Here is a 13,669-nt window from a genome sequence, read left to right as displayed (position 1 = left end):
GCACGGCAGCGTTTCCCGGTATGCATTTACTCAGAAATCCAATACCGGGAAACGGGTCGGCTGCTTCGAAGCGTCGACCCCCAGCCCACCGGCGGCTGTCCTCGTCGCCAACGAGAGAAGAGATCGCATGTCCGTTCGCCAGAGTCTGCTCGCCATCCTCGACCAGGGGCCCTGCTACGGCTATCAGCTGCGCGCGGAGTTCGACCGCCGCACGGGCTCGACCTGGCCGCTGAACGTCGGCCAGATCTACAACACTCTGGAGCGCCTGGAACGCGATGGGCTGGTCGAAAAGAATGACATCGACGAACACGGGCACGTGTACTGGCGGATCACCGCGGCCGGTTCTGCGGAGGTCGCCGACTGGTTGCGCTCGCCCGTCGTGCGTAGTGAGGCAACCCGTGACGAACTCGCGCTCAAGCTCGCCGTCGCCGCGACCCTGCCAGGGGTCGATGTCGCGGCCGTCATCCAGGCGCAGCGGACCGCCTCCATCGCACATCTGCAGTCATTGCAGCGCACGAAGTACGCGAGCGCCGACCCGGATGGGCCGGAGGAGCTGGCCTGGTCACTGATCGTCGACTCGATGATCTTCACTGCGGAGGCTGAGGTGCGCTGGCTGGATCACACCGAGCAGCGGCTCGCCCTGCATCCCGAACATGCGATGGCGCTCGAACTGTCGACCGAACGTCCCAAGCGCGGACGACCGGCGAAGCAGAGGGCGAGCGCGGGCACGGCAGGATGAACGACGCGTCGCATCGCGACCCGCTCGTCGCCGAAACCGGCTGATCGTTCGCCGAAGGCGCATCGGATCCTCAGCGGCCGACGGCCGGACGACCGTAGGATCGGAGTATGGCCGGATTCTGGGGCAGACGTAGACGTGAAGACGAAGCGCTCGCGGCGCAGGACGCGGACCTGGCGCGACGTGCCGAGCAGGCGCTGGTCGCCGCGGACGAGCGCATCCGCACCACCTCGGATGAGCTCGCGTTCGCCCAAGCGGAGCTCGGCGAGTCGCTGACCGCCGATCTGAAGGCCGCGCTCGACGCGGTGCGCACGCACCTGCGAGAGGCGTTCCAGCTGCACCAGCTGAACCACGACGAGATCCCTGACACCGTCGAGGAGCTGCGCACGCGCAACGCGCGCATCATGCAGCTCTGCGAGTGGGCGGAGAGCCTGCTTGACGAGAAGACCGGCGCCCTGGCCGAGACCGTCGCCAAGGTGCGTCGCGCCCCCGAGATCATCGCCCAGGTTCGCGCGGATGCTGAGGCGCTCGGCGCCCGCATCCCGCAGGCGCGCACGACGATCGAGCGGCTGTCCTCGCGCTACGCGGAGACGGCGATGCACCGCATCGCTTCAGCGGCCGAGGAAGCCGACCAGCTCATCGCGTTCGCCACTCATGGCGCCGACGTCTCGGAGCGCCGTCGTGCGGCGAAGCAGAACGAGGAGGCGAACCTCGCCCTCGAGACCGCCACCGAAGCGGTGCGCCGCGCCGGTGCCATCCTCGACACGGTCGAAGACTTCGAGATCGAGGCGCTGCGCGCCGAGTCCACCCTGGCCGATGTCGTCGCCGACTCGCGCGGCGACATCATCGCGGCGCGCAACGCGCCGCAGACCGCCGAGGTCACCGCGGCAGCCGCCGAGCTGGAGGCCGCCCTGCGATCCCTCGCACCGGCCGGATCCCCGAACGACCCGTTCGCCGAGCTCAGTCGGCTGCGCACCGCGAACAGCGCCCTCGACGACGCGATCGACAAGGCGCAATACCGCGCACAGCATCCGCTCCCCTCCCTCGATCAGGTGCAGCACGCCCTCGACGATGCCGACCGGCAGCTCGGCGTGGCACGCGGTCTCATCGCGGGGCACCGCGGCTGGATCGGCGCCGATGCGCGCACCCGTCTCGCCGAGGCCGAGCGGCTGCGCGTGGACGTGCCGACCCTGCTGCCGGCCGAGGAGACCCGGGACCAGGCACTGGCGGCGGCGCGGAGAGTCGCGCAGCTGGCCGCCGAAGCTCTGCAGCTCGCCCAGCGTGACATCGACTCCAGCAGACCGCAGGATCAGGGCTGGGGCGGCGACGGCTGGGGCGGCGGCGGCTGGGGCGGCGGACGCCGAGGCGCAGGCGGCGGCGACATCGTCAGCGGTGTGCTCGGCGGTCTCGTGATCGGCAGCATCCTGGACGGCATCTTCGACTAGCGCGTCGAGCGCCCGCGCCGGAGCACGTCGCCACTCACCGTCGACGGTGCGTCGGCTGACGGGTGCGGACAGCGAAGAGGCGCCCTCCCCCAGGGGAAGGGCGCCTCTGCGGTCACCTCAGGACGCCAGGGCCTGCTCGTCCGGCGGGGTCTGCGCGGTCAGCGAGATGACGCCGTAGTCCCATCCCTTGCGCCGGTAGACGACGCTCGGGTGGTCGGTGCGGGCGTCGACGAAGAGGAAGAAGTCGTGGCCGACCAGCTCCATCCGGTCGACCGCCTCCTCGACGGTCATCCACTCCGCGTCGAAGTTCTTCGTGCGGATGACGACCGGAGAGTACGCCTCGTCCTCCTCCCGCTGCACCGGGATGGCCCCGGTGGCGACGGCATGCAGCACATCGGCGGACGCGGGCTGCACGTCGATTCCCTCGAGCGCGCCGCTGCCCTTCTCGAAATGGGCGCCGCGCGGGTGGTGACGCCCGTCGATCCTCTTCTCCTTCGCGCGACGCAGCTGCTCGGCGAGCTTGTCCAGAGCGAGATCCAGCGCCGTGAACTTGTCGGCGTCGACCGCCTCCGCACGCACCAGGGGGCCCTTGCCGAGCAACGTGAGCTCGACGGTCTCATCGGGCACGCGGCCGTTGCGATAGGCGCGGTGAGTGACTTTGATCTCAAGGCGCTGCGCCTTCGGCGCGAGCGTCTGGATGCGTGCTGTCTTCTCCTCGACAACCGTGCGGAACCGATCGGAAATGCTCACTCCGACCCCGACGATGCTCGTTTCCATCACTGCCTCCTTGTCCCGGTCCTCCCGGCCAAGGGCGGACCGTGGTCGCCTTGTGAACCCCTACCGTAGTCGCCGCAGAGGCTCATGTCACTAGCGATCGGCCGCGTGTCTGCCGTGAGTCGTGAAGGCGGGGAGTGTCGGCGAGAGTGACCGCCAGAACATCCCCCGCGCCGGCGTCTCGCAGCGCGCGCGCCGCGTCGTCCAGCGTCGCTCCGGTCGTCACGACGTCGTCGACCAGCACGACCGCGACCCCGCGCTCGGCGGCCGCAGACAGCAGCGCGCCGGCGTTCGGCACAGCGCGCATGCTGCCCGCCGCGTTCCTCGCTCGCCCCGTTCGTCCGAGCTCACGCTGGTCCCCCGTGCGGCGTGCCGTGCGCAGCATCCGCATGGCGTCGAACCCCGCACGACGCACGAGCAGATCAGGAACGCGGTAACCCCGACGGCGGAAGGCGGCCCTGCTCGTCGGCACGGGCACGATCAGCGCGCCGCCGGGAGCCGCCTCCACGAGGGCGCCGCGCAGCGCCCGCCCGAGCGGGCGCGCGAGCAGCGTCGCCCCGTCCTCCTTCAGCCGCCGGATGCAGCGTGCGGCGGCGCCCTCGTAGCGTAACGCGGCATGCACCGTGAGCCCGCCCGCGGTCGTCCGCACCGTGGGTTCGGGCGACAGCTGAGCGAGGCAGCTCCCGCACATCATCGTCCCGGGCAGATCGCACCCGGGGCAGCTCGCCGCGAGGAGGAACGCGAGCATCTCCTGACCGATCGCCGTGCTCATCCTCCGAGCCTGGAACACGCCACGCGCGCGTGGCGCTGCGACCCCCCGCCTGTGGAGAGAACGCGCGTATCCGGGCGCTGTGCAGAGCGAGGATGCGGGTCAGTATCCGGCGCGAGTGCCCAGCACCAGCGCTCCGACGACGGCCTCCTGCCAGGAGGAACCGCGCTGAGCGTAGACCACGCCGTCCGAGCTCAGCACCCGGATGGAGGCGCTGTTCTTGCCGCCGGATAGCGACTTCGATCCGGCAGGGGCAGAGGAGAAGTTCGCCGGACCGCCGATGACGTGCGTGATCAGCACCGGATCGCTGGCGTTGGAGACGACGACCGCCGTGTCCGTCCCCATCCAGGCGAGGCCCTGCGCCGGGTCGGTCAGCCTCATGATCTGGCGGACCTCCTCGCCGAGCCGCTCCGGCACACCGCCCTCGCCGCGGACGACGGCCGCGACGACGAGCCAGCGCTGACTGCCGGCCATGACGATCGCGGCGACGCGCGCGCCGTCCGACGACACACGCAGATGACTGATCGAGGTCGCCTCCGGCCAGGCCTCGGCGACGAGGTGTCGACCGCCCTCCCCGTCCCACGCCGCGACGGCGGAGGGCTGTCCTCGAGGCACGGTCCATGTGAACCCGAACGGGTCGACGGACGGGTTGATCAGGCCGGCTCTGTCATCGAGCGGATCGGTCGTGCCGTCGCGCACGGCGTAGACGGTCTGGTCCGCCATCTGCACGGCAGCCAGCGAGCCGTCGAGCGCGACGTCGACCGCGACGATCGGCTTCTCGATCTTCGCGATCTGTGCGGTGAGGGCCGGGATGGGCTTCAGGTCGTCGCCGACGGCCACGCCGAAGCTCTCCTCGCCGAGCACCAGCGTGCCGTCGATCACCGGCTGCGCGAACGACACCGTGTCCGCTTCGAGCGGTGTGCCGTCGACGCTGAACCGAACTTCGCTGACCCCGACCCCGGCGAGGCTCGTCTCGAGTTGGGTGCGCATGCGGGCCAGCGCCACCGGAGAGGCGGAGAGCGCGGCGCGGTTCAGCGACACGGCCGCGACCTGGGACGCGTCGACGGGCACGGCGTCACCGGCGAGCGCGATCTCCTCCGCGAACGCCGTGCGCACGGCGGGGGCGAGCCACTCGCTCGGCTCACCGGCGATGAGCGCCCGGGTGATCGTCGTCGCCATCGACGGGCGCCGAGGGAACCAGCGCACGTCCGGAACGAGGTGGGTCCAGCTCTGATCGAAGTACTGCAGGTTGTACCTGCGGTAGACCTGCTGCAGGCTGCCGGCGTCGAGCACGATCCCGTCCGGTGCGTCGGCGATGCGCCATTCACCGCCCTCGGGGCGCATGAGACGGAAGGTCCGCGTCGACGTGCCTGCGGTCTCGGTGTAGGCGCCGGCGGCGTCGACGCTGGCGACCTGGTCGAGCTGCACGTTCACCACGGCGCGGGTGGCGGCCTCGTCCTCGGGGTCGACATCGGCGTCGAGCTGTCTCGACGAGACGGACTCGTCGATCGCGACCGACACCTCGGGCTTCCAGTCGTTCGCGAAGTCCTCGGTGAGGAACTCCTGCGCGATCTCCCAGTTGCCGGCGGGCGTCACCGACGCCTCCAGGAATCCCCCGACGATGTCCACCGGGTCGGCTCCGGGCAACGGCCCCTGCGCGATCGGGGTGGGGTCGGGAATCTCCTCCTCCTCGCCGATCGGCAGACCGGCGTTCACGGGCCCGGAGGTGGGCAGGCCCGTGCAGCCCGCGAGCAGCAGTGCCAGCGCGCCCGCCAGGACCAGGCTTCCGACTCGTCGGGTTCTCATGAGTCCTCCCGTCCTGATGCCGGCGGTCGCACCGCGATGGGTTCCGTGACGCTGCCCAGATCGGCCAGCGACTCCTGCGGCTGCACCGGCACCGGACTGGGACCCGTGAGCCCGTCCTCCCCACGCGGGATGGTGAGCACGAAGTTCGTGCCGATGCCGAGCTCCGACCACACCTCCAGAGATCCGCCGTGCAGCTTCGCATCGCCGAGGGCGATCGAGAGTCCCAGCCCGGTGCCGCCGATCGTGCGCCTCCGGGAGGGGTCGGCCCGCCAGAACCGGTCGAACACCCGTTCCGCCTCGTCGGGGCGCATCCCGAGGCCGAAGTCTCGCACGCCGACGGCCACGGCGCGCTGGTCGCTGTCGACGGTGATCACGATCGGCTGCCCCTCCCCGTGCTCGATCGCGTTGCCGACCAGGTTGCGCAGCACCCGGCGCACCCGCCTGGGGTCCATGTCGACCGGAGAATAGCCTCCCGGCGCGACCAGCCGCAGCTCGGTGCCGTGCGCGGCGGCGAGCGGACCCATCTGCTCGACGATCTCCTCGGCCAGCTGCGCCATGCTGGTGGCCTCGATCTCGAGCTGCACCGAACCCGCGTCATAGCGGCTGATCTCGAGCAGGTCGGCCAGCAGCGTCTCGAACCGCCGCACCTGAGTGTGCAGGAGCTCCGCCGTGCGGGCGGTGGTCGGATCGAACTCGTGCTTCTGGTCGTTGATCATCTCGGCGGCGAGGCTGATGGTGGTCAGAGGGGTGCGCAGCTCATGCGACACGTCGGACACGAATCGCTGCTGCACGAGCGACAGCTCGGCGAGCTCCTTGATCTGCTGCTCGATGCTGTCGGCCATGGCGTTGAACGAGCGCCCGAGCGCGGCGAGCTCGTCTTCGCCGTGCACCGGCAGCCGCACCTCGAGGTCACCCGCGGCGAGCCGCGAACTCGTGTCGGCCGCCTCGATGATCGGCGCGGACACGGCTCTCAGCACCAACCACGAGATGGCGGCGACGATGGTAACCAGCGCGATGCCGGCCAGCCAGAGGGTGCGCTGCACGAACGTCAGCGTCTCATCGGCATCCGCGAGGTCGTAGGCGATGTACACCTCGTACACCCCGGCATCCGGCACCGTCAGCTGCTGCCCGACCACGATGCCCGCCGTCTCGCCGCCGGCCGCCTCCAGCGGGATGGACTGCCACGCCTGGCTGCCCGGCACCTCCCTGACCCTGGTCTGCAGATCGTCGCTCAGCTGATCGGCGGTGAGCCTGTTCACGAAGCCGTTCGGTGCGTAGCCGTCGCCGTCGATGCGGGACAGCAGCACGATGAACCGCGACGACGATGCCGCCCGCCCCAGCTCGCCCTGCACTTCGCGCCACAGCGCCGCCATGCGGGTGCGGTCGTCGCCGACCTCGCTCGAGTCCAGGCGCTTCTGGATCTGCGCGACGGCGCCTCTGGCGTTCTGCAGCGCCTCGTCCTTGCGCGATTCGAAGAGATCACTGCGGATGACGAGGGCCATCGTCACGCAGGTGATGAAGATCGCGAGCGACGTGAGCAGCAGCGTCACGGCGATGGTGCGGAAGCGCATCGAACGGCGCCAGACGGTGGCGATCGTGTCCGCCCACCGCCCGGGATCGCGCCAGGTCGACGTGGTCACGCGTGTCGCGCTCGTCGCGATCACCCCTGGCTGACGCTCCCGGCGCGGTAGCCGACTCCCCGCACCGTCATCACGATCTTCGGGTTGTCGGGGTCGAGCTCGACCTTCGCACGCAGCCGCTGCACGTGCACGTTCACGAGGCGGGTGTCGGCCTTGTAGTGGTAGCCCCACACCTGCTCGAGCAGCATCTCGCGCGAGAACACCTGCTGCGGCCTGGACGCCAGCGCGACGAGCAGCTGGAACTCCAGCGGCGTGAGCGCGATCGGCGTGCTCCCGCGGCGCACCTCGTGCGCGTCGACGTCGATGGTCAGGTCGCCGACGCGCAGCACATCGGCGGTGGCCTGCGGGGTGGGGCGCAGGCGCGTGCGGATCCGCGCGACCAGCTCCTTCGGGTTGAACGGCTTGACCATGTAGTCGTCCGCGCCGACCTCGAGACCGCGCACGACGTCGGCGGTGTCGCTGCGGGCGGTGAGCATGATGATCGGGACGCCCGACTCCGCGCGGATGCGGGTGCAGATCTCGATCCCGTCCATGCCCGGCAGCATCAGATCGAGCAGCACCAGGTCGACGCGGGACGAGCGCCACTCGTCGACGGCACGCATGCCGTCGGCGCAGAACTGCACCTCGAATCCCTCGGTGCGCAGCACGATGCCGATCATCTCCGCCAGCGCGGTGTCGTCGTCCACGACGAGGATGCGTGAGGTCATTGTCGGCCCAGCCTCATCTTTCTCTCCCGATGCGGTCGGCTTCCCCGGCGCGACTGCAACTCGTTTCAGCCTACTTGAGAAACCCGTTCCCGCTCAGGAGGCGCGAAAGGCGGATGCTTCCACGCGATGTGCCACGATGGGAGGGCACACGGGAGGGAGTGCGGATGAGCGGCCAGACGTGGACCCCGGCACCGAAGAAGGGGGCGATCCCTCTTCATCCGATGACGTTCGGGATGCTGCTGGGCCGAGCGTTCAGCGCACTTCGCCACAACCCGAAGGTGCTGTTCGGCTTCGCCGTCACGGTGCAGTTCCTCGTCGTGCTGATCACGGTGAGCGTGATGCTGCTGGTGGCGATCTTCATCGCGACCCGGATCGCCACGGTGCCGCCGAGCTCGCCGGATTTCGGGCCGATCGTCGCGGGGTCGGTCGCTCTCGGCATCCTCGCCGGCGTGGTGCTCGCCCTGGCGAGCGTCGCGTTCACCGCCGTGGTGCAGGGGCTGGTCGCGGCGGACGTGTCGTTCGCGGCCGTTTCCCGCAGGGCGACGCTGCGCATGCTCTGGGGTCGGGTGCGCCCCGCGTTCTGGCGTCTGTTCGCGTTCTCCCTGCTGCAGAGCGTCGCCGTGCTGCTCTGGATCGCCCTGCTGTTCGGCATCGTCTACGGCCTCGTCGCCGCTTTGGGCTTCGACACCGGCGCCGCCATCGCGGTGGGCGTCAGCACCGGGCTGCTCCTCGTGCTCGGCAGCATCCCTCTCTTCATCTGGCTCTTCACCAAGATGCTGGTGGTGCCGTCGGTGCTCGTCATCGAGCACGCCACCCTTCGCACCGCGGTGGTGCGCTCCTGGCGTCTGATCAGGGGGCGCTTCTGGCCCGCGTTCGGCGTCATGTTCCTCATCGGCGCGATCATGGGGATCGCGATCCAGGTGGTGAGCATCCCCGGGTCGATCATCGGCGGCGTCATCGGCGGTATCCTCGCCCCGACCGGCGGCGAGGACGCGGCGGGCACGATCGTCGTGATCGCGATCAGCGTGCTGTCGCAGGCGCTGGTGATCGCCGTCGGCGCGATCCAGCTCGTCGTCCAGGGCACCGGCGCCACCCTCATCTACCTCGACAGCCGGATGCGGTACGAGGGTCTCGACCAGGCGCTGATCCGCCATGTGGAGCGCACCGCGCTGGGCACGCCGGACAGTGAACTCGAGGATCCGTATGCGGTCGACCCGCTGCGCGCCGTCTCGAGCACTCCCCCGCCGCGCCCGCAGACCCCGCCGCCGCCGGGCTATGTCCCGCAGCAGCAGTATCCCGCACAGGCGCCCTATCCCTATCCAGGGCAGGCACCCCGGCCGGGCTACGCGCCGACACCGGGATACGCCCCTCAGCCGGGTCACGCACCGACACCGGGATACCCGCCCCAGCCGGGATATCCGCCCACCCCGGGATACGCCGCGCAGCCCGGGTATCCGCCCGCACCGGCCCCGCGGGAGCACGGCACGCCCCCGTATGCGCCGCCGACGCCACCGCAGCCTGCTCCCCCGGCCGGTCCGCCGTCCCCCGAGCAGACGCAAGCCGGTCCGCCGTCCGCCGAGCAGACGCAGGCTCCCGGGGACGACGCCGGCCCGCCCCCGTGGGCGCCGCCCGGCGCAGACCGATGATCGGGATGCGGTTCGCCGACGTCTTCGTGCCCGACGGGGATGAGGCGCGACGCTGGGCCGAGGAGGAACTCGCCGAGCGGGACTATCAGGCCGCCAAGCCGACGTGGTTCGACCAGCTCGTCGCCGACATCGTGGAGTGGTTCCTCGGGCTCTTCCGCCCCGACGGCTCGGGCGCCGTCGCGCCGTTCGCGGTGACGCTGATCGTGATCGTGCTGGTCGCGGCCCTCATCGTCGCACTGCTGGTCTGGGGAAGGCCACGTGCGGGGCGTGCCGTGCACCGGCGCGGCGAGCTGCTCGGCGAGCGCGACGACCGCACCTCCGCTCAGCTGCGGACCGAGGCGGAGCGGCGCGCCAGGGATGCGGACTGGGATGCCGCCGTCGTGCTGCGCTTTCGTGCGCTGGCGCGCGACCTGCTGGAGCGCGACCTCATCGACCCGGCTCCCGGAGCCACGGCGCAGGGCATCGCCCGCGAGGCGAGCGTGCCGTTTCCCGCGTTCGCCGAACGTCTGCACAGCGCGGCGACGGCCTTCGACGCCGTGCGCTACCTGCGCTCACCCGCGACCGAGGGCGAGTACCGCGAGCTCGCCGGGACGGATGACGCGCTGCGCGCCGCGCACCCGGTGCACCGGCCCGAGGCGGTGCCGGCATGACCGCGATGACCGCTCCCCTGATGTCCGACGCTGCAGCCCCGGCGACGGCATCGACCGCGGCGCCGCGCCCGATCGGCCGACGCGGACGGATCCTGGGCTGGGTGCTCGTGATCGCTCTGCTGCTCGGCATCGCCGTGCTCTCCATGCGCTTCGTGGCGACCGCACCGAGCCTGAGCGGATCGCTGAATCCCGAGAGTCCCAGCCCCGGCGGCGCCAGGGCGCTGGCTGAGCTGGTGCGCGAGCGGGGCGTGGAGGTGCAGGTCGCACGCAGTCGCACCGCCGCGGCGGCATCCGTCGGCGCCGGCACCACGCTGGTCATGACCGATCCCTATACGCTCACCGACGACGCGGCGCTCGATCTCATCGACAGCGCCGATCGCGTCGTGCTGCTGACCAGCAGCTCCCGAATGCTGCGCCTGCTCGGACTCGGCGAGGATGCGGCGGTCTCCGGCGCGTCGGCCGGCCCTGATTGCGGGATCGCGGAGTTCGCGCGCGTCGGTTCCATCGACGCCGAGCGCCTGTTCACGCCCGCGGCGGGCGTCAGCGCCTGCTTCGAAGACGACTCCGGTGCCGCGGCGGTGCTGCGTTCCACGGAAGGCGGGCGCACCCTCACCCTGGTCGAGGGCGCGCGGCTGTTCTCGAACGAGGATCTCGCCGACCAGGGCAACGCCGCCCTCGGACTCGCGCTGCTCGCGCAGACAGACCGCGTCGTCTGGTACGTGCCGTCCTTCGACGACAGCGACATCACCGGCGAGCAGCCCGAGACGCTCGGCAGCCTGACACCGGAATGGGTCACGCCCGCGATCGTGCTGCTGCTGCTCTCCGGGCTCGCGGCGGTCTGGTGGCGGGGGCGCCGATTCGGCCCCCTCGTCGCGGAATCGCTGCCGGTCACCGTGCGTGCCTCCGAGACGATGCACGGCCGGGCGCGGCTCACCGCCAAGGCCGCGGATGCCGCACACGCCGGCGCCGCCATCCGCGAGGGCACGGTGCGGCGACTCTCCCGACGTCTCGCCTTGAGTCCGCGCGCTTCCGCGCAGGAGGTCGCCGACGCGGCATCCGACCGGCTGCGCGTGCCGCGCGGCTCACTGCACGACCTGCTCGGCGGGCCCCCGCCGGCATCCGACCACGACCTGATCGACCTCGGGCGCAAGCTCGCCGAGCTCGAGACGGCCGTCGAGAACGCCGTCCACACCGAAAGGATCCTCCCGTGACCGACGAGAGCCTCCCCTCCACCACGATCGACGACACGGCGCTGCGCCAGGCGATGCACCGGGTGCGCACCGAGGTCGACAAGGCCGTGATCGGTCAGGCCGGCACCGTCACGGGCCTTCTGGTGGCCCTGCTGGCGCGCGGGCACGTGCTGCTCGAGGGCGTGCCCGGTGTCGCGAAGACGCTGGTCGTGCGCAGCTTCGCACGCGCGATCGGCCTGGACACCAAGCGCGTGCAGTTCACCCCCGACCTGATGCCCGGCGACGTGACCGGTTCGCTGGTGTACGACGCGCGCACCGGTGAGTTCGAGTTCCGTCCTGGCCCGGTGTTCACCCACATCCTGCTCGCCGACGAGATCAACCGCACACCCCCGAAGACCCAGGCGGCGCTGCTGGAGGCCATGGAGGAGCGCCAGGTCTCGGCCGACGGCACGAGCCGTCCGCTGCCCGATCCGTTCCTGGTCGCCGCGACCCAGAACCCGGTCGAGCACGAGGGCACCTACACGCTGCCCGAGGCGCAGCTGGACCGGTTCATGATGAAGCTCGTCGTGAGCATGCCCGAGCGCGACGCCGAGGTGTCGGTGCTGCGCCTGCACGCCGAGGGCTTCTCGCCGCGTCTGCTCAGCGGCGTCTCGGCCGTGGTCAGCGCGGAGGAGATCCGCGCCGCACAGGATGCGGCCTCCCGCGTGCAGGTTACCGACGATGTGCTCGGCTACGTCGTCGATCTGGCCAGGGCGACACGGCAGTCGCCGTCGGTCGAGCTGGGGGCGAGCCCGCGCGCCTCCACGGCGCTGCTGGGTGCCGCGAAGGCGTGGGCGTGGCTGAACTCCTCCAGCGCTGTCACCCCCGATCACGTGCAGACGATGCTCATGCCCGTGTGGCGGCACCGTCTGCAGCTGCGCCCCGACGCGCAGATGGAGGGCGTGTCGGCAGATGCCGTTCTGCAGTCGGTGGTGCAGCAGACCCGGGTGCCGATCTGAATGTACGTCTCCGCTCTGCTGGCGTCGCTGTTGGCGCTGGGCGTCGTGCCGGTCGTGCTGCTGAGCGCCGCCGGGGTGCCCGCGTGGCCGGTGGTGGGCTGCTGGGTGCTGCTGTGCGCAGCGCTGGCCGGCGTCGACGTCGCTCTCGCGGCGGATCCGCGAGCCGCGGTGATCACGCGCAGGGTGCCTGCGCGAGCGCGACTTGGCGAGCGGGTGGTCGCGAGCGTCGCCGTGCGCAACAGCGGGACGCGCACGCTGCGTGGTCTGCTGCGCGATGCATGGCAGCCCACCGCGGGTGCACCGGAGCGCCGCGAGCGCATCCACGTTCCCGCGGGTGAGCGCCGGCGAGTGGAGATACCGCTCGTACCCCGCCGCCGCGGTGAGCTGGAGAGCACCATGGTCATACTGCGCTCTCGCGGACCGCTCGGCATCGCCGGGCGCCAGGCCAGGCACGACGTGCGCGGCGCACTGCGCGTGCTGCCCGCGTTCACCTCGCGCAAGCACCTTCCCTCTCGGCTGGCGCGGTTGCGCGAGCTCGACGGGAACACGTCGATCCAGGTGCGCGGGCAGGGCACCGAGTTCGACTCGCTGCGCGAGTATGTGCGCGGCGACGACGTGCGCTCGATCGACTGGCGCGCGACCGCCAGGGCCGGCACCACGATGCTGCGCACATGGCGGCCCGAGCGCGACCGGCATGTGGTGATCCTGATCGACACGGGCCGCACCGCCGCAGCGCGGGTGGGCGACAGCACGCGCCTGGACGCCTCACTCGAGGCCGCGCTGCTGCTGGCAGCGCTGGCGGCCAGGGCGGGCGACCACGTGCATCTGCTCATGCACGATCGGGTCACCAGGGCGCGCGTGACGGGCGTCGACGGGGCGGCCCTGCTTCCCGCCCTGACGGATGCGATGGCTCCCGTGCACGCGAGGCTGGTGGACACCGACTGGGCGAGCGCGTTCGCCGCGATCCGCACGGTCACCACCCGACCGTCGCTGATCGTGGTGCTGACCGCGCAGGACTCCGCGGAATCGGCGCGCTCGTTCCTGGGCGCGTTCCCCGACGCCGGCCGGGCGACGACGGTGCTGGTCGGCTCGGTCACCGACGACGGGATCGCCGAGCTGGCCAGGCGGCGCGATTCGCGACGGGACGTGTATCTCGCCGCGGCGGCCGAGCGCACCCTGCGCGACGCGGAGGTCATCGCGGATGCCGTGCGGCGCGCGGGCGGCGAGGCGATCGCCGCGGATCCGGAGCAGCTGCCGCCCCGCATCGCCGACCGCTACCTCGAGTTGAAGGCCGCCGGTCGCCTGTAG

Annotated in this window: 12 protein-coding genes; 7 read left to right on the top strand and 5 right to left on the bottom strand. The window is 71.3% G+C overall.

The features are described 5' to 3' along the window. Nucleotides 1-127: 127 nt before the first annotated feature. Entirely contained in the window at nt 128-739 is a 612-nt protein-coding gene (locus tag ACFWH5_RS14145; RefSeq protein ID WP_378835651.1) for a PadR family transcriptional regulator, read from the top strand. 107 nt (nt 740-846) lie between these two features. After that, the gene (locus tag ACFWH5_RS14140; protein ID WP_378835649.1) at nt 847-2,181 is read left to right on the top strand and encodes a hypothetical protein; all 1,335 of its coding nucleotides are present in this window, start codon (nt 847-849) and stop codon (nt 2,179-2,181) included. 117 nt (nt 2,182-2,298) lie between these two features. On the opposite strand, the gene hpf is transcribed toward ACFWH5_RS14140, so the two are convergent. The 5 genes from hpf to mtrA form a co-directional block, all read right to left on the bottom strand. Continuing rightward, a complete protein-coding gene (gene hpf, locus ACFWH5_RS14135) occupies nt 2,299-2,958 on the bottom strand; it encodes a ribosome hibernation-promoting factor, HPF/YfiA family (RefSeq protein ID WP_378835646.1) in 660 nt (219 codons plus the stop codon). Between the two features lie 82 nt (nt 2,959-3,040). Further along, a complete protein-coding gene (locus tag ACFWH5_RS14130) occupies nt 3,041-3,727 on the bottom strand; it encodes a ComF family protein (RefSeq protein WP_378835643.1) in 687 nt (228 codons plus the stop codon). A 99-nt stretch (nt 3,728-3,826) separates the two neighbouring features. Continuing rightward, nucleotides 3,827-5,530: an LpqB family beta-propeller domain-containing protein gene (locus tag ACFWH5_RS14125; RefSeq protein WP_378835641.1), complete on the bottom strand. Its 1,704-nt coding sequence runs from the start codon at nt 5,528-5,530 to the stop codon at nt 3,827-3,829. Continuing rightward, nucleotides 5,527-7,194 (bottom strand): MtrAB system histidine kinase MtrB, encoded by a 1,668-nt coding sequence (gene mtrB / locus ACFWH5_RS14120; RefSeq protein WP_378835638.1) that lies wholly within the window; start codon nt 7,192-7,194, stop codon nt 5,527-5,529. The genes ACFWH5_RS14125 and mtrB overlap by 4 nt, the downstream gene beginning before the upstream one ends. Then, a complete protein-coding gene (gene mtrA, locus ACFWH5_RS14115) occupies nt 7,191-7,877 on the bottom strand; it encodes an MtrAB system response regulator MtrA (protein ID WP_378835635.1) in 687 nt (228 codons plus the stop codon). Before mtrA ends, mtrB begins: the two co-directional genes overlap by 4 nt. 164 nt (nt 7,878-8,041) lie before the next feature. Here mtrA and ACFWH5_RS14110 point away from each other — a divergent pair, with 164 nt between their 5' ends. Genes ACFWH5_RS14110 through ACFWH5_RS14090 form a run of 5 tightly spaced genes read left to right on the top strand, consistent with a single transcriptional unit; the run spans nt 8,042 to nt 13,669 of the window. Continuing rightward, nucleotides 8,042-9,523 carry a hypothetical protein gene (locus ACFWH5_RS14110; protein ID WP_378835633.1) on the top strand — a complete coding sequence of 494 codons (1,482 nt, stop codon included), beginning with the start codon at nt 8,042-8,044 and terminating at the stop codon, nt 9,521-9,523. Between the two features lie 5 nt (nt 9,524-9,528). Then, a complete protein-coding gene (locus ACFWH5_RS14105) occupies nt 9,529-10,173 on the top strand; it encodes a DUF4129 domain-containing protein (RefSeq protein WP_378835631.1) in 645 nt (214 codons plus the stop codon). Further along, the gene (locus ACFWH5_RS14100) at nt 10,170-11,384 is read left to right on the top strand and encodes a DUF4350 domain-containing protein (RefSeq protein ID WP_378835628.1); all 1,215 of its coding nucleotides are present in this window, start codon (nt 10,170-10,172) and stop codon (nt 11,382-11,384) included. Before ACFWH5_RS14105 ends, ACFWH5_RS14100 begins: the two co-directional genes overlap by 4 nt. Before the next feature lie 53 nt (nt 11,385-11,437). Further along, entirely contained in the window at nt 11,438-12,361 is a 924-nt protein-coding gene (locus tag ACFWH5_RS14095; protein ID WP_378835813.1) for an AAA family ATPase, read from the top strand. Next, nucleotides 12,362-13,669, top strand: a complete 1,308-nt coding sequence (locus tag ACFWH5_RS14090) for a DUF58 domain-containing protein (protein ID WP_378835625.1) — start codon at nt 12,362-12,364, stop codon at nt 13,667-13,669.

This window comes from Microbacterium sp. NPDC058345, assembly GCF_042723855.1.
GTDB lineage: Bacteria > Actinomycetota > Actinomycetes > Actinomycetales > Microbacteriaceae > Microbacterium.
Note: the sequence above shows the minus strand (reverse complement) of the source record. Positions and strands in the feature narration are given on the sequence as shown.